We start from the raw sequence: 22692 nt of genomic DNA on the forward strand, positions 1-22692 counted from the left end.
TTAAACGAAGCCATTATGAAAGTGACCAGGTACGGTGCATGCCTGCTGGGTGTATGCGGCATGTTTCTTTTTTACTCATTCGTATATAACAAAGATGCCGGCTATGCTTACCGCAATGCTGCATTGCCGGTAAATGAGCGGGTGGCCGATCTGCTGAAACGCATGACGGTGACAGAAAAAATTAAACAGCTGGATATGTACTGGGGAAAGGAAGTGGCCAACATGCAGGGGCATGAAGCCGCATCCTGGTCGCCTGAAAAAACAAAGGAAATGATCGGCACGGAAGGTATTGGTTCTGTACATGACCTGTACCCGCTTACTGCCGGTGTAAGTAACGATATACAACGGTATGCTATGGAGCACACGCGGCTTGGCATACCGGTGTTGTTTATAGAAGAAGGGCTGCATGGCTATTCGGGTTTGGGCAGTACCGAGTTCCCGGTGCCGCTGCAGTTGTCTGCCATGTGGGATACAGCACTGGTATACAAGGCTGGCCGCACGATTGCCACAGAAACAAGAGCGCATGGTGTGGATATGATATTGGGCCCTGTGCTTGACCTGGCACGTGACCCGCGCTGGGGCAGGGTGGAAGAAACTTATGGTGAAGATCCCTATCTCAATGCGCGCAATGGTGTTGCCATGGTGAAAGGTTTGCAGGGAACAGCTTTAAACAGTGACAATGCTGTTGTATCTGAACCCAAACACTTTGCCGTACACAGCGTGCCCGAGGGTGGTGCGAATATCAGCGCAGTGAATATGGGCGAGCGGGAAGCACGGTCTTCTTTTTTATATGTGTTTGAGAAAGCCGTGAAAGAAGGAAAGGCCAAAGGTATTATGGCTGCCTACCACGAGCTGGATGGTGTGCCCTGTGTAGACAACAAGTGGTTGCTCACCGATGTGCTGCGTAAGGAATGGGGTTTTAACGGCTTTGTACTGTCTGATCTGGGTGCCATTAAAATGAGCCTGGAAGCACACCAGGTGGCGGATGACATGAGCGATGCACTGGCAGAAACACTGAAGGCCGGTTTGGATATGCAGTTCTACGACTTTGCGCATGCTGATTTTATGAAGGCCATGCAACAGGCAGTGAGCAGTAAAAATCTCTCCATGCAGGAGCTGGACAGGGCAGTGGGTGATGTGCTGCGTGTAAAATTTATGCTGGGTTTATTCGATCATCCTTACACTGATACACAATTAAAGAACCAGGTGTTTCATACGCCTGAACATGCGGCGCTTGCCCTGCAGGCTGCACAGGAAGGCATTGTATTGCTGAAAAACGACAATAAGGTATTGCCATTGCGCGCCAATGAAGGCAGTATTGCTGTGATTGGTGCACTGGCTACCAGCAATTATGTAGGCGGTTATGCCAATGATTCATCCAAAGGTGTCTCTATTCTTGATGCCCTGAAACAACGAACTGCGGGCAAAGTGAACTTGGCATATGAGCCGGGTTATGCAGATAGCAAAGCGCCTGCTGCAGAACAACAGGCGCTGCTGCAAAAAGCCGTGGCTGCTGCCCGTAATGCAGATGTGGCAGTTGTGGTGCTGGGCGAGGAATCTGCCGTAATTGGTGAGGGTAAAGACCGTGCGCATCTTGATCTTGGTCAGCAGCAGATTGATTTGATGAAGGCGCTTGTGGCTACAGGCAAACCGGTGGTTGCAGTACTGTTCAATGGCCGGCCTTTAACATTGGGCTGGGTGGCAGACAATGTGCCCGCTATTGTTGAAAGCTGGTTTGGTGGCGAAGCAGGCGGTTTGGCTACCGCTGATGTATTGCTCGGCAATATCAATCCATCAGGCAAACTGCCGATTTGTTTTCCACGCTCTGTAGGTCAGTTGCCGTTCTATTACAACCGCAAACCAACTACTTCGCATAAATATGTAGATGAAGCAGACACGCCTTTATACCCGTTTGGACATGGCCTCAGCTATACACAATTCAACTACTCTGATATTACAGTGCAGCCTGCTGTAATACCTGTGAATGGAAAAGCAACGGTAACTGTGCACATTAAAAACACCGGCACTACAGCAGGGTCAGAGGTGGTGCAGCTGTACATCCGCGACCGGGTGGGTAGTGTAACCACACCGGTGAAATCGTTACGGGGTTTCAGCCGTATTTACCTGAAGTCAGGCGGGGAAGGCACAGTTCAATTTACACTGGGGGCTGAAGAACTGGCCCTGTGGAACAGGGAGATGAAGCATGTGGTAGAGCCGGGCTGGTTTACGGTTATGGCGGGCAGCTCTTCGGCGGATATCAGGCAGGTGGATAGTTTGAGGGTGAGATAGTGAGTTGTGAGTGAAAGCGGAGATATGGCATGGGGAAGAACATGCGCGCCAGCGCTTTTAATAAAACATCAAAAGCTTTTACGGATGATGATACATAGGGTGATGAAATCTGTATTGCCTGCTGCGTTGGCTTTGTGTGCAACAGTGGCCGGCGCGCAGCAAACAGGTATGCAGCTTTGGTACAAACAACCTGCAGGTAAAGTGTGGGAGGCGGCTTTGCCGGTGGGTAACGGACGCCTGGGTGCCATGGTGTATGGCAATCCCGGTGCCGAATTGCTGAAGCTGAATGAATCTACGGTGTGGAGCGGCGGGCCTAACCGCAACGATAATCCGCATGCGCTGGCTGCCTTGCCGGAGATCCGCAGGCGCTTGTTTGCGGGTGACTATGTAGGCGCGGATTCGCTGGCTGCTGCCAATATTCAGTCGGAGAAGATCAATGGTATGCAATACCAGCCGGTGGGCGATTTATCACTCAGTTTTCCCGGTCATGAGCAATACAATGATTATCGCCGTGAGCTGGATATAGCGCGTGCGGTGGCTACCACCACTTATACAGCAGGTGGTGTGCGTTATACGCGCGAGGTATTTGTTTCTGCACCTGCACAGGTGATCGTGGTGCATCTAACGGCCAGCAAACCCTCGGCATTGAGTTTTGATGCAGGTTTCAGCAGTGAACAAAAAAGTGAGATCACTGCTGATAATGATGGATTGCTGTTAACCGGTATCACCAGCACCAAAGATGGTGTAGCCGGGCAGGTGAAGTTTTGTGCACAGGTGCGGGTGCTGCATACGGGCGGCACTGTACAGGTTAGTGGCCAACGGCTTAGTGTAAAACAGGCAACAGCAGTGACGCTGCTCATTAGTATGGGCACCAACGTGAATAATTACCATGATCTTACCCGCGATGAAAAAAAATATGTAAGCGCTTACATAAATAAGGCGCAGCAACAAACCTATGCGCAGTTGCTCGCAGCACATACAAAAGCATACCAGCAATATTTTAACCGGGTACAATTGAATCTCGGTACCACACCTGCTGCGGAATTGCCAACTGATGAACGCCTGAAAGCATTTGCTGCAGGCAATGATCCGCAACTGGTGGCGCTGTATTTCCAGTACGGGCGTTACCTGCTGATCTCGGCTTCGCAGCCGGGCGGGCAACCCGCCAACCTGCAGGGCATCTGGAACGATAAAATGGTACCGCCATGGGGCAGTAAGTATACCATTAACATCAATACTGAAATGAATTACTGGCCCAGTGAAGTAACTGCATTACCTGAAATGCATATGCCTTTGCTGCAAATGGTAAAAGAGTTGTCTGTTACCGGTGAACAGACTGCGAAGGTGATGTACGGCGCACGCGGATGGGTGGCGCATCACAACACGGATCTGTGGCGTATTACTGGGCCTGTTGATCCTATTTATTATGGCATGTGGCCCATGGGCGGCGCATGGCTCAGCAGGCATTTGTGGGTGCATTATCTCTATAGCGGAGACAAGCAATACCTGCGTTCTGCATATCCTGCTTTAAAGGGTGCTGCACAGTTTTTTCTTGACTTCCTGACCGAAGAACCCACGCATCAATGGCTGGTAGTAGCACCTTCTATTTCGCCGGAGAATAGTCCCAAATCACATAACGGTAAATCTATTGCTGCGGGCGTTACAATGGATAACCAGCTGGTATTTGACCTGTTCTCGAATGTACAACATGCAGCAGCCGCACTGGATACGGATAAAGCATTTGCTGCACAGGTAACTGCTGCGAAGCTGCGCCTGCCGCCTATGCAGATTGGCCAGCACGGGCAGTTGCAGGAATGGCTGCAAGACCTGGATGATCCGGCAGACAAGCACCGGCATATTTCGCATTTGTTTGGTTTGTATCCCGGCAGCCAGGTTTCACCATTCAGTAACCCGGCATTGTTTGCTGCTGCGCGGCAATCATTGATTTACCGCGGCGATATTTCCACCGGCTGGTCAATGGGCTGGAAAGTAAACTGGTGGGCGCGTTTGCTGGATGGCGATCATGCCTACCAATTGATCAGGAACCAGCTAAGCCCGGTTGGTGCACACGATGGCGGCGGTACGTATCCCAATTTGCTGGATGCGCATCCGCCTTTCCAGATTGATGGTAATTTTGGCTGTGCAGCGGGTATTACTGAGATGCTGTTGCAAACTTATGATGGATGTTTGTATCCGTTGCCTGCATTGCCTGCTGCCTGGAAAACGGGCAGTGTACAAGGATTGCGTGCCCCGGGTGGCTTTATTATAAAAGATATGCAATGGAACAATGGCAGGCTGGTGAAACTGGTGCTGCAGTCTGTACTGGGTGGCAACTGCCGGCTGCGTTTGCCTGCTGCGCTGCGTATGCAGGGCGGTGCTGTATTATCTGCGGCAAGCGGCGCTAACAGCAATGTTTTTTATGCAACAGATGCCATCAAACAACCACTGGTAAGCAGTAAGGCTTTGGTTGCTACATTGCCCTTGCCGGCAACGCAACTGTATGACTTATCTACTGTAAAAGGGCAAACCTATACACTCATTGCCATTCCATAAAGTTATGCGCCTGCGTTTCACCATACCTGTATTAGTTTACCCAACCCTGCACCCATTGTCTCCTTTATATTGGCAGCCATGGACCATACTTCATTATAACCGCAAACTCATAGACAAGCTGAACCTTGGAAAAGTATATTTCATGGAATGGGTAATCTGTCGCAGCAGGCCACGTGTGTCGTACTGGTTTTCGACATAGTATTCCCGCTGCGTTTTAACCGTGTAGCCAAGGCTCAAGCTTACGCCCCTGCTGTGTTTATCCCACAAATGATAACCGATACCGCCTGCTGCAATCAGGCCGTTTTTAAAGCTACTCTCCGTGTAGTGAGAAAAGCCATAATAATGCTGGTCTTTTAAAGGGCTGGGAATATTGGTGCCAAGCTGTGCATACACAAACGGTGTTTCCGGTTTACGAAACAGCTGGTACTGCGCGGTTGCAAAAACCGGTATGCTGCGTATTTTATAGAAGTCCAACCCGCCGCCAATACCTGCCATCCACTTGTTGTGTTGCAAGCCTGCTGATAAAGATACATCGGCACTTACATGGTCGTCGCCGTTGAGCAGGGATACCTGTGGCATTACAAAAAGGGAAGGCATTTTTACCTGTTGTGCGCACGCACAATGTGCAATGGCAGCAAACAGCACTGCCAGTAAAAAATGTTTCATGGGTTATTGATTTAGGATGGGTATGCTTGCCAGTACTTTTGCGGAAGCCGGGGTAGTGAAGTCAATGAAATACAAACCCTTGTCGGTTGCCGTAATGGCTGTGTGACCTATAGTGACTATGTCGTAGGAATCGGGCACACTTACCTGTGAAATAAGGCTGGGGCTTGCAGGTTTTGTTACATCATAGATTTTTACATTGCCATCACATACCAGCAACAGGTTGCCGGTTTTGCTCAATCCTTTGGGTGAAGTCATGCTTAAAGTCACGGGTGTACCGGGGTGATGAATATCAGTAATGTCGATGATGTTCAGCTCATTTACATTGCCCTGGCAGCGTGTGTTGGTGTGCAGGGTAACATAAGCTGTTTTTTCATCAGCCACAACAGGGTCGCAGGAACGCACATGGCCGAACATGCCCGCTGCAGCCGGATGGTCTGGATCTGCCGTATTGTAGATATACATGCCGGTTGTTGCGCCCAGGAACAGGTTGTCGCCGAAAGGGAATATTGTTTCTATGTTCGAGGCTATTGGTGCGCTGCCTACGTATGCAGGGTCTGTAGCATTGGATAAATTATAGACCATGAAGTTACCATAGCGGCAGGTATACAGGCGGTTCTTCAATAAAGCAAAGGCTGACATAGAACCATTTACTCCACTGCTGCTGCCGCCGCCTGATGATGAAGCGCTTGCGAAAGACATGGGGTTGTCGGTTACATAGTAAACTAAGCCGGTGGGATTTTTATACACGTCGGAGAACCTGCGTTCAATGGTGGTATCGTGCCGAACCCAGTCTACAATTATTTTACTGCTGTCGTTAATAAAAGCATTGCTGTAAAAGCGCTGGCCGAAGGCATTGTTTACTACTTTTTTCAATTGCACATGCTGCGGGTCGCTGATGTCAGTAACAGTTAAATCTGTATAGCAATCTGCATAGAGGTAATTGCCTTGTATAGAGGCTTCCCTGTTGCCTGGAATGTTAATAAAGCCAATGTTTTTGGGCTGTGCTGGGTTACTGTAGTCTATAATATGAATGCCCCTGTCAGGTTCGTTGAGGAAAATATAGTTGCCTTTTACAACCAGTTTGCCGGTACGGTTAATAGGTGTGGGCGCGCTGGTTTGTATGTTTTTATATACGGTTTCCCGTTCCTGGTACACGGGTGTGTAAAAGCTGTATTGTTCTTTGGTGGTGTCTTTGGTACAGCCTGCTATCCAGTAAATAACTGCACAGCAGGCAATAGTTGCCGCTATTAGTTTTGATTTCATATTATGCGTTTAACCCTTGATGGCAGGCTTGTAAAAAACGTTGCATGCATAAAGGATATTCCGCAACCGTTCAGGTAATATTTTTTACCGCTCCGAAGGAGCCCTGTGGACAAAGAAACACAAAGGGAAAACCCGCAAAGGCTACAAAGAGCTGTTAACTAAATGGCATTGAATGCCCGAACAGGGTCAGGGGTGAATCAGCGATGTAAGAAAGGTGCCGGGGTTATCATACGCCAATGCCTTTACCTGGTCGGGTGCAAACAGCTCAAGAAAGTTTTTCTGCAGGCCGGGCTCGTCGCCATCTTCTTCTTCCTGTGTTAAATAATAGTCGGTGCCATACATCAGCTTCTTTATCAATGGGGTTCCCCACCCGTCTACCATATCGGGTTGTTTAAAGCGGTCTATAATGGCCTGTAATGCCTTACGATCGCTGAGTGTGTAGGAGATATCAGAATATACGTTTTTGTATTTTTTCATGAGTGCAATCACATGCTCGTACCAGTTGTCGTTCAGGTAATCAGGATAGGCCGGGCCTTCTGATTTTTCGGTGGGAAAGGCACTCCGCCTTACTTCTGTTGAGCCACCGAGATGGGCGAGGCATAATTTAAAGTCGGGGTATTTTTCAAGAATGGGGATATAGTTCTCCGGGTGACCGAATACATTACACCAGATGCGGTTTTTCTTGTGCAGTGCCGTATCATTCCCTACATTTTGTATGCGTTGCCTGATAGAGGGCATCACGGTTGCATTTTCATTCAGGCTTTCTACCGGGAAATTGCCGCTGCCTAATATTGAATCGAACCTGCCGAGGTAAAACGATCCGGAGCGTGTGCAATGCGTCATTACCGGGATACCGTTTCCGGCAGCCCATTTCCATACTTCATCCAGGCGTTTATCGAACGGGAAGAAGCCTGCTGCGGGGTATATTTTCAAACCATAAAATCCTGCCTCTGTGTTAATGTATTTTTTTGCCCATTGCTCCAGCAGCGAGAAACCTGTTTGCCTGGAATCGATGCCCAGGAAGGGATAGATATTGTCGCGGTAAAGTGCATTGCGCTTCAGGTTGCATACTTCTTCCACTTGTGTTTGCACGCGTATGTGGGTAGATGTTTGTTCGAGATCGAGGAAGTCAAGCACCTGTGTGAGCACGATGATCTTATGTCCGCCTTCAAAGCGTGCGTAGTATTTATTCAGCGGTTTAAAAATGTCTTCCTGGCTTACAGAGGTGCCTGTTTCGATAAACTCAATATACCGTTTCACCAGTTCCAGTTTGCCGGGCGAAAAAATAGTGAGCGCTTTTAATGCGCCTTTCATGGCCCAGCGTGTGCCTTTCTTCTGCAGCAGTTTATTTACCCATTCGGCCAGTGTGGTGTTGGAGATCACTGTTTTCAGGAAGTAATCCGGGGCATGATTTACTGTGAATATATGTGTGTGTATGTTGGTAAAAGAGGTGTTCATGTCATTCGTTTTTTAGTTGGATGGTTTGGCTCCTGAGCGGCGGATGTTGACTACGCGCAGCAGCAGGTCGAACCAGAAAGGTGCACCGGCAGTTAATGAGAAACTGGTAATGAAGATACCGGCAACGTAGAGGAAGAAGTTGGTGAACGACCATACTTTGTGTTCTTCAAAATAGGTTTTGTCTGCAGGTGTTTTATAATTAAACCAGCTCAACGGCGCCATACTGCCCCGCCAGCCCAGCGGCAGGCCGATGGTTGACAGGGAATCAATTTGTACCAGTACCTGCTGCAAGTGTTTCGTGGTATCGATATGAGAAAACAGGGTGTCTATCACCGAACGCTGGTTGTGTAGTACATTGTTGTATTTATCAAGCATGCGCTGGAAACTGCTGTCTGTGTTTTGCCCGGGTGCTTGAATAGCCTTGTATGCGCGGTCCAGTGCAGCAAGCGAGGTGTCGGTTTTTGCTTCGCTGTAGCGCTGCGCCATGCTTTCGGCAATTGGTTCCAGTTTATTGCGCAGGTCGGGGCTGCGGTACAGTGTCTGGAAAAGATGGATGCTATCTACATTCAGCACCAGCGCCACCAGCAGGGCGATATAAAAAATACGGTGGCGCATCCAGGTTTTGTACCAGCCTGAGGTGCGTTCCATCTGGTCGTTGTACCATTGTTGTATTTCGGTTTTAAGCAGGGGGAGCGGATCGTCTTTGGCTATGTTCTCACACCGTTCCACCATATTCACCAGCAGCATCTTCAGGTCTGTATGGTGCATAAGTTCCACGCCTTTTTTAAACTTGTTAAACACGGAATCCGGTACAGGGGTAACGGCCTGGCCGGCTGGCGGTGTGGCGGCACTTGTGCCATAAGAGCGTGCGGTATTGCAAATAACATCGATAAGTGTATTGCTGAAAAGGGCAGCACTGATATACTGGGGCAGGCTATATTTGTCTTTTTTCAGGTTCTTCACCATGGGGTGGTGATACAGCAGCTGGCCAAAGTTGACATTGATGCCATCGTAAAACATATTGCCGATGGTTTTGTACAAGAGCTGGCCGCGTTCCTGGAAATAACCGTTTACGGCTTCGGTGAGGGTGCTCACCAGCAGGCTCAGCAAAGCAAAGATGAGCACCAGGCAAATGATGGTTGACAACAATGGGGAGTTGAAGAATCCTGTATTCATGGCAAAGCGGTTAAAGCATAATAAATGGTGTGCCTGTGCAGGCATGCGTTTTTACGGGAGGAGTTGGGTGTGCAGCGGGGGAATAAAAGCATAGCAATGCTGCACTGTTGTAAACAGCGGGTCTTATCTGGAACGGGAAAGAAACCGGTGAAATTCCACAAGCGGAGGTAAATGCCGGGAACAGTAACTGTGTTTATAAAGTTTGAAAATTATTTCGAATAATGCAAGTGATTGCGGCTGATTAATTTTGTACAGGAGTGCGCATGCGGTGAATGCCGTATTTTTCAGTACGTTTTTTATCATTAAAATATACAGTTATGTCGGCCCCTGTTTTGGCTTATTTGTACCAGCGCGAGTTGGGTAAAGTACTCACTGAACTGAAAGCTTATACTTCAGCAGAAGCTTTGTGGACAGCAGTTCCCGGAACCATTAACACCGGCGGGCACCTGGCGCAGCACCTGGTGGGCAACCTGCGCACCTATATCGGTATGGGGGTAGGTAATATTGCTTACCAGCGAAACCGGGATGCGGAATTTAACAGCCGCGGGTTTACGCTGGAACAATTGCAGGCTGAATTTGAAGAATTGGTTGTATTGGTTCCCGGTATTATCGGCAGTTTAACGGAAGCTGATCTGCAAAAGGAATATCCTGCGGATATACTGGTGACGAATGGCGGCAATACCGTGGACTATGTACTCTGGCATTTGCTATCGCACCTGAGTTATCACCTGGGGCAGCTGAATTACCAGCGGCGGTATACAGGGGCGGTTGCCGGTTAACAAAAAGCTCCCCGTACTTGTAGCGGGGAGCTTTTTGTTTGTTGTGCTTATTGAAGGTCGATGCTGAGCCGGTAGGTATTTCTTTCGCGTACCTGCAGGCTTTTGCTGCCGGTAACCTGTTTGTCCTGTGCTTTTCCTTTTACCAGGAAAAAATAACTGCCGGGTTCAACGGCATTGTACCAGTATTCGCCCATTGAATCGGCACGTATTTCCAGGTCGTAATTACCGGGGCTTGTTTGGGGATCGGTCAGTGTGCCTGACTTTACATAAATGACCACACCGGTTACGGATGCGCCTGTATAATTCATGGTAAACTGCACCAGGCCTTTATTGGAATTTTTCTCACAACCTGCTAATAGTAATACTGCTGCAAAGGCCAGTAATAAAGAGAAGCGCATACAAAGTGTTTTAAATGGATGATCGGTTTTTGGAAAGGCTGCGATGTGGGGTTATCCTTCTTCACCGCTGTTTTTCATTTTCATTAAAAGGGTGTAGGCATTCTTTGTTACAATTTTACCGGCGGGCAGGGTTGATTTGATTTCGATAAAGCCATTGTTGGTTGCGCCGGTTTCAACTGGCACCAGGCGGTAGCTGTTGGCAGCTTCCTCCGTAAACAGGAAGTAGTTGTTTTCCCATTTCACTACTGCCTCTTCAGGCACTGCCTGCACGGCTGCATTGTTCAGCTCGATAGCTGCATTCATGTAAGTGCCAGGGAACAGGTTGTTGTTGTCTTTATCAAAATGGCAGTGCACCTCGGTTGTCCTGTTTTCACCTATGCTGGGTGTAATTAAATGGATAGTGGCATTGTATTTTACATCGGGCTGGTTGTTGGTAAAACAGGTGATTTTCTGACCAACGGAAAGATGTACTGCATCATTTTCAAATACAGTAAGCGTTAAATGCAGGTCGTCGCGGTTTACCAGTTCAAACAATACATCGGTAGGTGTAACGTATTTGCCGATGTTGACATTTACCTTGGTTACAAACCCGCTGATAGGTGCGTAAATACTGATGCTGCGCGAGATATTGTTTTCATTGAGTGCATCTGGACTGATACCGATAAGTCTTAACTTTTCAGCGAGTGATTTTACCAGCACTTTCTGGCTGTTGAATTCAGCCTGTGCCTGCTGGAACACTTTGTCGCTCGTGGCCTTGGTTTCGTTCAGGCCTTTTTGCCTGTTATAATCTGCTTCCAGGTATTGCAGCCTGTTTTTGGCGGTGAGGTAATCCTGCTGCAGCTGAATGTACTGCTGGTCTTCCAGCGTGGCCAGCACACTGCCTTTGCTTACGCGTTCGCCGGGAATCAGGGACATCCGTTTTAAATAGCCACCCAGCGGCATGCTTACCGAAACAATATTGTTGGGCGGCACGTCAATTACACCACTTACCTTGATGGTGCTGTGCATTTCTTTTTTTTCAGCCTCGCCTGTTGTGATGCCTGCGTTTTTAATTTGTTCGGGTGAGAGCTGCACCACGTTATTGGCTACGGCAGCGGCTTTCGTTGTATCCTGTTTAACTGCCGCCTCTTTGGGAGAACTGTGGCAGGCGCTGAGCAATATAATGCAGGCTGCCGGTATAATGATATGCGATTTCATGCGATTGATTTTATACGTTAACGAATGGCGCTTAATTTTTCTATTTCAAAAGCTGCCTCATTGAGCTGCTGAACGGTTCCGAAATATTCACTGCGTATCTGGAGCGACTGGTTAATGAGCATTACCCAATCGAGATAGCCAATTTCACCTGCGCTCATTTTATCGGTAGCGGTGTTTATAATGGCCGCAGCGTTGGGCAGCAGGGTAGTGGCATAGGATTGTACCAGTTGCCTGTTGTGTGCATACAGCTGCACGGCATTGCTGAACTGCATACCCAGTGCCTGCCGGGTGGCATCCAGCTCCTGCTTGCGTTGCCTGATCAATACATTGGATGCATTGATGCGCGAGCGTTGTGCGCCGGAGAAAATGGGAATGCCTACGCCTACGTTGAATGAGTTGAAACGTCTGCTGCCGCCATAATACTTTTCACTGCTCTGTGAAGTAGCCTGCCAGCCGATAATAGTAGCGCTGTTGACACCTGCACTGAGTGATGGCAGCAGTTTGCTTTTTTCCAGTTTGTGTTCCTCTTCCGATAACTGCATTTGCTGTTGCTGCAATTGCAGCAGGGGATTGCCGTTAAGGCTGCCGGTATCGGGTAAAACAGCCAGCTGGTATTGAATGGTGTCTGCAACCGGCTCTAAAGGCCTATCGCTGTTCACCAGCAGGTTAAAACGGTTAAGCAGTATGGCATAGTCGGTAGCCAGTGCCTGTGCCTGGTTGGCGATTTGCATACGCTGGTTTTCTGCAGTTGTTTTTTCCAGCAAATCCACATCGCCTGCTTTAAAACGCTGCTGTGATTTTTGCAGGAAGGCTGCATACACGCTATCTGCCTGCTGCAACAGTTTGCGCTTTTGCTGCAATACCACCAGCTGGTAAAAAAGCTGTTTTACGCCGGCAGTTATATCCAGCTCTTTTTGTTTGAGACTGGTTTCGCTGATGCGGATATTGGTTTGGTTAATGGTGCCCTGGTGTTTGTACACGGTGGGGAACTGTATGGTTTGCGACAGTGTGAATTTATTGTCGTTCGCGATGCTGTTGAGCTTCCCGTATTCAAACCCGGCATTGGTTTTATCAATATCGAGGTTGCTTTTTTTCAATGCCTGGTAATAGGTAACGGCTGTTTTGGATACCTGTAAACCTGCATTGTTTTTTAAAGCCGTGTCGATGGCTGTTTGCAAACGCACCGGTGTTTGCGCCTGTGCACCGGTTACTACGAATAGCAGCATTGCTGCAACGGCAAGCGTTCTTTTCTTTGGTTTGAAATAACGGAAGCCTTTTTCAAACAGGATATATAAAATGGGCAGTACGAATAAAGTAAGCATGGTTGAAATAATTAAGCCGCCAATAACAACCGTGGCCAGTGGTTTCTGCACTTCGCCACCTGCACCGGTGCTGATGGCCATGGGGATAAAACCGAGTGAGGGTACCAGTGCCGTCATTAACACTGCCCGCAGTTTTGATTTGGTGGCATGGGCTACGATGCGTTTTACATCTGTCCAGCCCTCGCTCTTTAAGCGGTTAAATTCAGATACCAGCAATATGCCGTTCAATACTGCTACACCAAACAAGGCGATAAAGCCCACACCCGCAGATATGCTGAAGGGCATGCCTCTTGCCCAAAGTGCGAGTATGCCGCCGGTAGCAGACAAGGGGATGGCAGAGTAAATAAGCAGCCCTTGTTTTACTGAACCAAAGGCAAAGTACAGGAGAAGGAAAATCATGAGCAATGCAACAGGCACAACAATACCCAGCCTTTGTTTGGCAGCTGTCATGTTTTCAAATGAACCGCCGTATACAATGTTGTAGCTTTTTGAAATATGCAACTGCTGCTGTACTTTCTGCTGCAGCTCCTGCACGATAGATTGTACATCGCGACCGGTTACGTTAAAACCAACAATGATCCTGCGTTTGGTATTCTCGCGCTGAACCTGGTTTACGCCTTCTGTTTCTTCAATGGCTGCCACGTAGGATAAGGGTATCTGCGTGCCTTGTTTGGTTGCGATCACCAGGTTCTGCACGTCATCGAGGGTTTTGCGTGCATCGCCTGCCAGGCGTACAACCATATCAAAGCGTTTTTCTCCTTCATATACCTGGCCGGCTACCTGGCCTGCAAAGGCGGTGTTTACTACACGGTTGATGTCTGTTACCGTAAGACCATATTTGGCCATGCCATCCCTGTTGTATTTAATTACCACCTGCGGCATGCCGGTTACGCGTTCTTCATAAATGTTCACTGCACCATTTACGGTTTTAATAATATCTGTAAGGCGGTGTGCATAACCGGTGAGGGTGTCGAGATCTTCACCGAATATTTTACACACCACATCCTGCCTGGCGCCGGTCATCAGTTCATTAAAGCGCATCTGTACCGGAAACTGGAAGCCTACCGTAATGCCGGGCACTTCTTCGAGGGCTTTGGTCATTTTCCCGCTCAGCTCAGGGAATGTTTTGGCAGAAGTCCATTCCTTTTTGTCTTTCAGTATTACCATCATGTCACCTGCTTCAAAAGGCATGGGGTCTGTGGGTATTTCTGCACTGCCTATCTTGGTTACTACCTTCTGTACTTCCGGGAAGCGTTGCAGCAGGATTTTGGAAGCCTGTTGTGTGGAGTGGATAGTATTGCTGAGGTTGCTGCCGGTAAGCAAGCGTGTTTCCACGGCAAAATCACCTTCTTCCAGTTGCGGGATAAATTCACCGCCCATGCGGCCAAGTATCAGCATGGCTGCTGCAAAAATGGCGAGCGTAACGGTGATGATGGTTTTGGGGTAACGTGTTGCCCTGGCCAGCAGGGGCTGGTACTTACGCTCCAGCCATATCATGAGTTTATCTGTCATAGTGTGTTTGTGCGATAACTTTTTCTTCAGGCACAGGGCGGCCATCATGGGCACATAGGTAACAGATAATACAAAGGCCCCGAGTATGGCAAAGGCAATGGTAAAGGCCATTGGTTTGAACATTTTGCCTTCGATGCCTTCGAGCGAAAGAATAGGGAGGTATACGATGAGGATGATGATTTGGCTGAAGACAGCGGATTTAATCATTGCGCCGGTTGACTGGCTGACGGCGTTGTTCATTTCATCCTGGTTGAGTACACCGATGCTTTTGAAGTGTTTGGAATGCGAGAACCGGTGTAAAATGGCTTCCACTACAATCACCGATCCGTCTACAATCAGGCCGAAGTCAATAGCGCCAAGGCTCATCAGGTTGCCGCCTACGCCAAACTTGTTCATGAGTATAATGGCGAAGAGCATGGACAGGGGGATGACAGAGGAAACAATCAGCCCGGCCCGCAGGTTGCCAAGGAAGAATACGAGCACAAAGATTACGATCAGCGCGCCTTCCATGAGGTTTGATTCTACTGTTTTAATGGCATTGTTCACCATCTTGGTCCTGTCGAGGAAGGGCTCGATCACTACGCCTTCAGGCAGCATTTTTTGTATTTCCGCCACCCTGGCTTTTACGCGTTTGATGACTTCGGATGAGTTTTCTCCTTTCAGCATCATTACAACTGCGCCGGCTACTTCGCCTTTGTCGTTAAACGTCATGGCGCCGTAACGTATGGCAGATCCGTATTGCACGGTGGCTACATCGCGCATTAACAAGGGCGTGCCGTTGTCGAGGTTTTTAACAACAATCCTGCTGATATCATCGAGCGTAGTGGTTAAACCTTCGCTGCGTATGTACAATACGGTGGGGCCTTTTTCAATATAGGCGCCGCCTGTATTCTGGTTGTTTTGTTCCAGTGCGGTGAATACATCACCGATGGTAAGGTTGTAGGCTTTCAGCTGCTCCTGCCGAACGGCTATTTCGTATTGTTTTAACCTGCCGCCAAAGCTGGCTACTTCAGCAACACCAGGCGTGCCCATTAACTGGCGGCGTACAATCCAGTCCTGTATGGTACGTAAGTCCATTTCATTGTACTTGCCTTCATACCCTTTCAGCGGCCGTACCACATACTGGTATATTTCGCCGAGGCCTGTTGAAACCGGCGCCATTTCGGGCGAGCCGATGCCTGCGGGAATATCCTGCGCCACCTGTTGCAGGCGCTCGCTGATTTGCTGCCTGGCCCAGTACACATCGGTTTCGTCGTTAAATACAATGGTTACCAGTGAAAGGCCGAAGCGGGAGAAACTCCTGATTTGTTTTAAACCGGGGATGTTGCTGCATGCCTGTTCAATGGGGAAAGTAATGAGGCGTTCCACATCGGGTGCGCCGAGTGAAGGGGAAACGGTGATTACCTGCACCTGGTTGTCGGTGATGTCGGGAACAGCGTCTATCGGGAGGCGGGTAACTTCGTAGGTGCCCCAGCCTATGAGTGCGAGCACAAACAGCCCAACGATCAGCTTGTTCTTTACAGAAAAACCAATGATCTTATTCAGCATAACCTGTCGTAATGTTTTAGCCAATGCCTGTGCTGCACACTGTTTGTTGTGCCTGTTAAAAGCACAGCATACAGGTACATCCCTACAGTGATGGGTGCCATCAATGCCAGTTGGTTAAGCGTGGTGCCCGGGCACGATGCCTTAAGCCAATGCCATACATTGTTAATGGAAGAAATAACTTGCTACCGGCGTTCAGTGCCGGGTGTAAATACGAAAAAGTGGCTAGGCCCGCGGAGGTCTGAATAAGGAGGCGCGTGCGGGATCGGGCAGGTATTGATCTTTTATCGCGGGATAGTTGATGACCGTGCAATGATCCTCACGCTGCTTTAATGCGATGGGTTTTAACAGCGGTACGAAGGAGCAGTGAAGGGAATGCATGTCAACCGTTTTAAAAGGCAGTTGCCTGTCACGGTCGTCGTCATTGTCATTGATGTCTTTGCCCCAGTAGTGCATAGACAGGAAATCGAGCACAGAAATATGGCTGTCGCGGTGCTGGTGCTCTATATAATGCGCCACCAGTACAGGCAGCTTCAGCAGCTGGTTTAATGCTGTGCTGTGTAATACCAAAAGAAGTAATAATATGTAAGTAAGCTTCTTTTTCAACGGTGCAAATATAGGTCAACGGGCCGGTTTGACTGTACAATGCCCTTTTGAAATATTGCAACAATGGTTCAAGAGGGGAAGAATGCCAGTGAATATTGAATAGGCAATGGTGAATGATTTTTGCGAAGGGGAAACTGGTGAGCAGCGCATCACCTGCACCCAGCTATTGCATTTACTCCATGTAACGGTTACTTTTATACCAAGACATGTTACAACATGCCTTTTGGCCGTTATGTTTGTTATTGCCGAACATACCTGTTTATCTGCAAAACACCGTTTATGAAAGCGATTACCTGTATTGTATGCCTGTTCGCCTGCATCCTGCAGGCTTATTGCCAGCAACAGATTTCCTGGCCCAAATCGATCCCGTTAAACAGCGGCGGCACCATTACCGTGTACGAGCCGCAGCCTGAACAACTGAGTGGTAATAAATTGACCGGGCGCGCAGCCGTTTCGATAAAGAAAAACAGCAGTGCAGACCCTGTGTTCGGCGCTTTGTGGTTTACGGCCGATTTGCAAACCGATAAGGATAAACGCACAGCCAGCCTGGAATCGATAGCCATTACCCGCGTTAAATTCAGCAACGATGAATCGCAGGATGAGCTGGATAATTTAACCGGTGTAATTGAACAGGAAGTTCCCCGCTGGAACCTGGTGTTTTCGATGGAGGAGCTGGTGGCCTCGGTACGGCAGGAGCAGCAGCTGAATGATCCCGATCTCAACAATAAAGCCCCCAGGATATTGTATCAAACCCAGGCCAGTACGCTGGTGCTGATTGATGGCGATCCTATTCTGCAGGAAGACAAGGATATTAAAATGGAGCGCGTAGTGAACTCACCCTTCCTGATTGTAAAGAATCCCGATGACAAAAAATACTATCTCAATGCCGGCAGCTTCTGGTATAGTTCTATTGCGCCAACAGCAGGTTATACGCCTGTAACCAAACTGCCTTCGCGTATCCGGAAACTGGATAAAACAGTGAAGTCTAAAGAAGATGCCGGTTACACGGAAGACCGCTTTACCACACCCACGCAAATACTGGTAAGTACCGAACCTGCCGAGCTGATACAAACTGAAGGCGAGGCCCAGTTTAAAAGTATTGGCGGCACCAGTTTGTTGTATGTAGACAATACGCTGGACGATATATTTAAAGACCTGAATACGCAACAGGATTATATACTGCTGGCCGGCCGCTGGTACCGGTCGGGCTCATTGAACGGCCCGTGGACTTATGTAGCGGCTGATCAGCTGCCTGCTGATTTTGCCAAAATACCCGAGGGTTCTGAGAAAGACGGTGTGCTGGCAAATGTGGCGGGTACCGAAGCTGCACAGGATGCCTTAACCGATGCGGCTATACCGCAAACGGCTAAAGTAGAACGCTCATCTGCCAAATGCACGGTTAGCTATGATGGTGCACCGCAATTCTCGAATATTGACAATACGGGTTTGGCTGTTGCTGAGAACAGTAATATTACCGTACTGCGCGCCGCCAACGGGCAGTATTACGCAGTAGACAATGGTGTGTGGTTTAATAGTGCCAGGCCTGATGGTCCGTGGGCAGTTGCAACAGACCGGCCTGCGGATGTTGATAAAATTCCCGCCAGCAATAAAGCGTACAATACGCGGTACGTGTATGTGTATGATGTAACACCCCAGTACATTTATACGGGTTATACGCCAGGGTACCTGGGTTGTTATGTATACGGCCCCACCGTTGTATGGGGCACCGGCTGGTACTACCGGCCCTGGTACCGCACTTATTATTACCCGCGGCCTTTTACCTGGGGTTTTGGTATGTGTTACAACCCGTGGACGGGCTGGAACATGAGCTTTGGTATGAGCTTTAATTTCGGCTGGCTCAATATTGGCATTGGCACCGCGCCGGGCTGGGGCGGCTGGTTTGGTCCGCCTGCGTTCAGGCCGCCTTACAGGCCCTGGGGATGGAATGGCGGTTATTACGGCAGCAGGCCGGTAATTATTAACCGGCCCAATATCAACATCAACCGGCCTGTGTATCGCCGCGAGTTGCCCGCAACCCGGAATGTTAACCGCGGTAACAATATTTACCAGAGCAGGCCGGGCGTAACCACCCGTGATATACAGCGCAGACCTGCGCCTGCAAGGCCAGGCACCACGCCCGGTAATGCTACAAGGCCCGGCAACAATGGCGGCAGGCCCATTAATAACGGCAGGCCGGGTACAACCAACCCGACCACGCCTGGTAACAATACGCGGCCTGGTATAACCAACCCTGCAACGTCGGGTAACAGCAACCGGCCTGTCAACAATGGCAGGCCTGGCACAACCAACCCCACCACACCGGGCAATACAACCAGGCCGGGCAATAACGCGCGACCAACTGTAACGCCGCCCGGCAATCAAACGCGCCCGGTGGCAAGACCAGGCGGTGGCAGCAACAATATTATTTCGGACAGGAATGGCAATATTTACCGGCAAGATCAGCAGGGTAACTGGCAGCAACGCGACAACCGTAACTGGGCACCTGCAAATAACAACCGCCCGCCTGAATTGAACCGGGGTATGCAGCAACGCGGCAGGGCACAAACCAGGGAACAGAATTTTAACCGCAGCCAGGCACGCCCTGCGCCACAGCGTTCTGCCCCTGCAGCACGGCCCAGTGCGCCGGCCTCGCGCCCGCAGCCCGGCAGGCGTTAAATGAACAATGGCACTGTGTTTGACTTTGAGTAATTAAAGGCGTAATATTGGGCGCCGCAAAAACAATAATACCATGTCAGATTTAAACATCAGTGTACCGCATAGTTTGCCGAAAGAGGAAGCCCTCACACGTATTAAAAACATGATTCAGCAGTTGCAGCGTGAGCAGGCAGGCACTATATCAAATGTGCAGGAAAACTGGGAAGGCAATACCGGTAATTTCAGCTTTAGCGCAAAAGGATTTGACCTTGCAGGTACTATACTGGTAAACGACAGCAATGTGGAGATTAATTCAAAGCTGCCATTTGCAGTGTCGTTGTTTAAGGGTGCTATCAGTTCGATGATTCAGCAGAAAGCTTCGGCCTTACTGGCGTAAAAAAGTTATAGGGATAAAAGAAAAGCCGGCAAGTAATTGCCGGCTTTTGTGTATCTGCAAATGCATTGTTACTGCCATGCATTGTACGACTGCGTTTTGCCTGCAGCAGTGCGCAGGGCATTTGATTTAAGCCTTACAACAGGGGCGTACATCATACGGCGCGGCATGCTAAAACCTGTGGTCGTTAATTTATAACTGCGTTTGGTTGTAACAGTTTACCTTGTAGAAGCTATTGCTTAAAGGCTTATTTTATGATGCGAAGTTTTATTTTATATAGGATGTTACTGGTTATGGTATTGCTGCAAATGGGGTGCTCGGTATTTACCGGTGATAAGGGCTATTTTATTATTCACCAGCAGGTGAGTAAAGATTCGGCGGTGTTGCTGAAGAATAGCATCAATGGTTCGGTTAGTAATGATGTGTTTCAGCCATTGGTTTATAAAGAAGCCGGTAACAGCAGCCTCCCATACAGGATGCTTGCGCCTGAAACGCTTTCCGGTAAACAGCGGTACCCGCTGGTGCTGGTGTTGCATGGTTCGGGTGCGGTGGGTACGGATAATGTTGCGCAACTGGGCATATTGGCCAAGCTGTGGGCGCAGCCGGGTATACGGGCAAAATATCCTGCATATGTGGTAGCGCCGCAGTTTCCGCAACGCTCATCCAGCTACGTAATGGATAAAAACCTGGGCGTGCTTGTTTCTTCACCGGGTGCCTGTTTAACAACTGCTTTGCAACTGGTAGATTCATTAAAAAAGGCGCTTCCTGTTGATGAACGCAAAATTTACGTGGTTGGTTTTTCGATGGGCGCTTCCAGCGTAATCAATGCCGTAAGTATGCGCCCGGGGCTGTTTGCAGCGGGTGTGGCTGTGTCGGGCATTCCTTCATTTACCCAGCTGGATAACCTTAAGAACACGCCATTATGGATTGTACATGGCAATGCCGATACGGAAAACCCAATGGCAAGCGATTCGCTGCTGCACCAGCAGCTGCATGCAAAACATGCCGACCACCAGCTGAAGTACTGGGAGGTCGTCAATCTTGACCACAGTATCTACAATGAATTGTACAGCGGCGATGCATTGCCTAAGTGGTTGTTTAAGCACGGGCGGAAGCGGTAGGAGTAGCTTGTTTATACACTCTCCACAAATAATATAACATAACTCCGCCAACGAAGAATTGCGCGATGCCGGTGGTTTCTATTAATACATTATCGGGCTGCTGGTAGGTGGGGGCAGGGTATAATGCACGCCATGTATGCATGTTTAATCCCCCGAAATAAAATATATTCTTCAGCAGGTGGTTATATGCACCTTCAAACACAGTAATACCAAGGCCGAATAACAGGGCTACAATTGCCAGGTACATCATAAGAAAGATGCGTTTGTGGTAATGCCGGTACAGGTACAAGGCTAATACGATTAAAACTATTGCAGCGCCGCCTGCAGGTACAATATGCTGCCGCCAGGGTGTGCGGTAAACCAGGCCACCGTAATAGTGATGAAAACCGGTAAGGATAAAAAGCAGTACGGTCCACAGGAGTGACTGATTAAGCCATTTGTTTTGCTGATGTGCTGTTGTTGACATGATAGACAATTATTAGAAACTGAACACTTGTTCTATATTTACAAAGTAAAATATTGCCTGCGGTACAGCCCAGGCATAAAAAGCCGTCTTTGTTCGATAGTGAACAAATCCTCAAAAAAGTTCAGCGTATGGCTAGCCGTCAACATACATTACAGGATGACCGGAGAACACAAAAGACCCGCAAACTGCTGGCAGAAGCGTTAAAGGAACTGATTGCCGAAAAAGGCTACGACGCCATTACCATACAGGATATTATTGATCGCGCCAACGTAGGCAGAAGTACATTTTACAGTCATTATGAAAGCAAGGAACAATTGCTGGTGGGGAATATCAATTTTCAGCAGGCATTGCTGGATGCACCGCTGCATGAGCCGGAGCAATATCCATGGGGAGTGAATTTGTCTTATCTTTTTTACCACACGAAAGAGCATATGCACCTGGTAAAATCGTTAACCAAAACAGGAAGCATTGGCATACTCAGTAACTTTTTTGCAGACTTATGTGCCGGTAAAATAGTGGCATACTGCAAGGCCAATTATACAATAAGCAAAAAAGACCTGCGGATGATTGAGTATAAAGCTGCGGCTGCTGCAGGCGGGGTTGTGCGGATGTTATTTAAATGGCTGGCCGATGGGGCAAAAACACCTGAGCAGGAAATGATCAGCTATGCGGCCGGCGTACTGGATTATTGTATGGAGGCAGCACCGTAATCTCGCCGGCTGGATGCTTTTAAATAACCGGGATTTAAATTATATTTAACCTAAATGAACAATCATGCTGTCAAAAACAATACAGGAAGCTTTAAACAACCAGGTTAAATTAGAGGCCGCATCTTCACACGCCTATCTGGCGATGGCCAACTGGGCCGATATACAACCGGGACTTGACAATGTGGCTGAATACTTTTTTCAGCAAAGTGATGAAGAGCGCGTGCATATGCTGAAGCTGATGCGTTTTATCAACGAGCGCGGCGGTTTTGCATTTGTGCCCACACTGGAACAGCCTATCATTACGTTCAAGGGTATCAAAAGCATGTTTGAAGACTTCCTGAAGCATGAAATTGTGGTGTCTATCAGCATCAATGAACTGGTAGACCTCGCTTTGAAAGAAAAAGACTACGCCACCCACAACTTTTTACAGTGGTATGTAAGCGAGCAGATTGAAGAAGAAAAAAGTGCGCGTGTGCTGAATGATAAACTGGAAATGATTGGCGAAGATAAAAGCGGTTTGTACCTGTTTGACAGGGATATCATGATGACAAGGCAACGCCCGAGAGGCAAATAAGCAGGGCG

The 22692-nt window shown here is 48.7% G+C and carries 17 protein-coding genes; 8 read left to right on the top strand and 9 right to left on the bottom strand.

Annotation, left to right across the window (positions count from 1 at the left end; genetic code table 11):
• The first annotated feature begins 15 nt into the window (after nucleotides 1-15).
• Nucleotides 16-2289: a glycoside hydrolase family 3 N-terminal domain-containing protein gene (locus tag DXN05_RS06750; RefSeq protein WP_116846491.1), complete on the top strand. Its 2274-nt coding sequence runs from the start codon at nucleotides 16-18 to the stop codon at nucleotides 2287-2289.
• Nucleotides 2290-2391: 102 nt separating this feature from the next.
• Entirely contained in the window at nucleotides 2392-4842 is a 2451-nt protein-coding gene (locus tag DXN05_RS06755) for a glycoside hydrolase family 95 protein (protein WP_116846492.1), read from the top strand.
• Between the two features lie 93 nt (nucleotides 4843-4935).
• Here DXN05_RS06755 and DXN05_RS06760 read toward each other — a convergent pair whose 3' ends face one another.
• The 4 genes from DXN05_RS06760 to DXN05_RS06775 all read right to left on the bottom strand — a co-directional run bounded on the left by DXN05_RS06760 (nucleotide 4936) and on the right by DXN05_RS06775 (nucleotide 9405).
• A complete protein-coding gene (locus DXN05_RS06760) occupies nucleotides 4936-5508 on the bottom strand; it encodes a hypothetical protein (protein ID WP_116846493.1) in 573 nt (190 codons plus the stop codon).
• 3 nt (nucleotides 5509-5511) lie between these two features.
• Complete coding sequence (locus DXN05_RS06765) at nucleotides 5512-6771, bottom strand: LVIVD repeat-containing protein (RefSeq protein WP_116846494.1); 1260 nt, start codon at nucleotides 6769-6771, stop codon at nucleotides 5512-5514.
• Nucleotides 6772-6957: 186 nt separating this feature from the next.
• Nucleotides 6958-8229: an amidohydrolase family protein gene (locus DXN05_RS06770; protein ID WP_116846495.1), complete on the bottom strand. Its 1272-nt coding sequence runs from the start codon at nucleotides 8227-8229 to the stop codon at nucleotides 6958-6960.
• Between the two features lie 12 nt (nucleotides 8230-8241).
• Entirely contained in the window at nucleotides 8242-9405 is a 1164-nt protein-coding gene (locus DXN05_RS06775; protein ID WP_147313850.1) for a hypothetical protein, read from the bottom strand.
• Nucleotides 9406-9722: 317 nt separating this feature from the next.
• Between DXN05_RS06775 and DXN05_RS06780 the strand changes: the two genes are divergently transcribed.
• Nucleotides 9723-10184 (top strand): DinB family protein, encoded by a 462-nt coding sequence (locus DXN05_RS06780; protein WP_158559151.1) that lies wholly within the window; start codon nucleotides 9723-9725, stop codon nucleotides 10182-10184.
• A 47-nt stretch (nucleotides 10185-10231) separates the two neighbouring features.
• Here the strand turns inward: DXN05_RS06780 and DXN05_RS06785 are convergent, their stop codons facing one another.
• The 4 genes from DXN05_RS06785 to DXN05_RS06800 form a co-directional block, all read right to left on the bottom strand.
• The gene (locus DXN05_RS06785; protein WP_116846498.1) at nucleotides 10232-10582 is read right to left on the bottom strand and encodes a hypothetical protein; all 351 of its coding nucleotides are present in this window, start codon (nucleotides 10580-10582) and stop codon (nucleotides 10232-10234) included.
• 51 nt (nucleotides 10583-10633) lie between these two features.
• Entirely contained in the window at nucleotides 10634-11779 is a 1146-nt protein-coding gene (locus tag DXN05_RS06790) for an efflux RND transporter periplasmic adaptor subunit (protein WP_116846499.1), read from the bottom strand.
• A gap of 17 nt (nucleotides 11780-11796) precedes the next feature.
• Complete coding sequence (locus DXN05_RS06795; protein WP_116846500.1) at nucleotides 11797-16161, bottom strand: CusA/CzcA family heavy metal efflux RND transporter; 4365 nt, start codon at nucleotides 16159-16161, stop codon at nucleotides 11797-11799.
• A gap of 222 nt (nucleotides 16162-16383) precedes the next feature.
• Nucleotides 16384-16728: a hypothetical protein gene (locus DXN05_RS06800; RefSeq protein WP_116846501.1), complete on the bottom strand. Its 345-nt coding sequence runs from the start codon at nucleotides 16726-16728 to the stop codon at nucleotides 16384-16386.
• A 315-nt stretch (nucleotides 16729-17043) separates the two neighbouring features.
• Between DXN05_RS06800 and DXN05_RS06805 the strand changes: the two genes are divergently transcribed.
• The 3 genes from DXN05_RS06805 (at nucleotide 17044) to DXN05_RS06815 (ending at nucleotide 20934) form a co-directional block, all read left to right on the top strand.
• Nucleotides 17044-19440, top strand: coding sequence for a carbohydrate-binding family V/XII (locus DXN05_RS06805; protein ID WP_116846502.1), 2397 nt, complete (start codon nucleotides 17044-17046; stop codon nucleotides 19438-19440).
• A 73-nt stretch (nucleotides 19441-19513) separates the two neighbouring features.
• Complete coding sequence (locus DXN05_RS06810) at nucleotides 19514-19816, top strand: polyhydroxyalkanoic acid system family protein (RefSeq protein WP_116846503.1); 303 nt, start codon at nucleotides 19514-19516, stop codon at nucleotides 19814-19816.
• Between the two features lie 278 nt (nucleotides 19817-20094).
• A complete protein-coding gene (locus DXN05_RS06815) occupies nucleotides 20095-20934 on the top strand; it encodes a carboxylesterase family protein (RefSeq protein WP_158559152.1) in 840 nt (279 codons plus the stop codon).
• Here DXN05_RS06815 and DXN05_RS06820 read toward each other — a convergent pair.
• Entirely contained in the window at nucleotides 20912-21400 is a 489-nt protein-coding gene (locus DXN05_RS06820) for a hypothetical protein (RefSeq protein ID WP_116846505.1), read from the bottom strand. The two genes, DXN05_RS06815 and DXN05_RS06820, sit on opposite strands and share 23 nt — an antisense overlap.
• 128 nt (nucleotides 21401-21528) lie before the next feature.
• Here DXN05_RS06820 and DXN05_RS06825 point away from each other — a divergent pair, with 128 nt between their 5' ends.
• Nucleotides 21529-22110 (top strand): TetR/AcrR family transcriptional regulator, encoded by a 582-nt coding sequence (locus DXN05_RS06825; protein ID WP_116847115.1) that lies wholly within the window; start codon nucleotides 21529-21531, stop codon nucleotides 22108-22110.
• A 64-nt stretch (nucleotides 22111-22174) separates the two neighbouring features.
• On the top strand, nucleotides 22175-22684 hold the full coding sequence (locus DXN05_RS06830; RefSeq protein ID WP_116846506.1) for a ferritin: 510 nt from the start codon (nucleotides 22175-22177) through the stop codon (nucleotides 22682-22684).
• Nucleotides 22685-22692 lie beyond the last annotated feature (8 nt).

The organism is Deminuibacter soli, from assembly GCF_003412455.1.
GTDB classification, from domain to species: domain Bacteria; phylum Bacteroidota; class Bacteroidia; order Chitinophagales; family Chitinophagaceae; genus Deminuibacter; species Deminuibacter soli.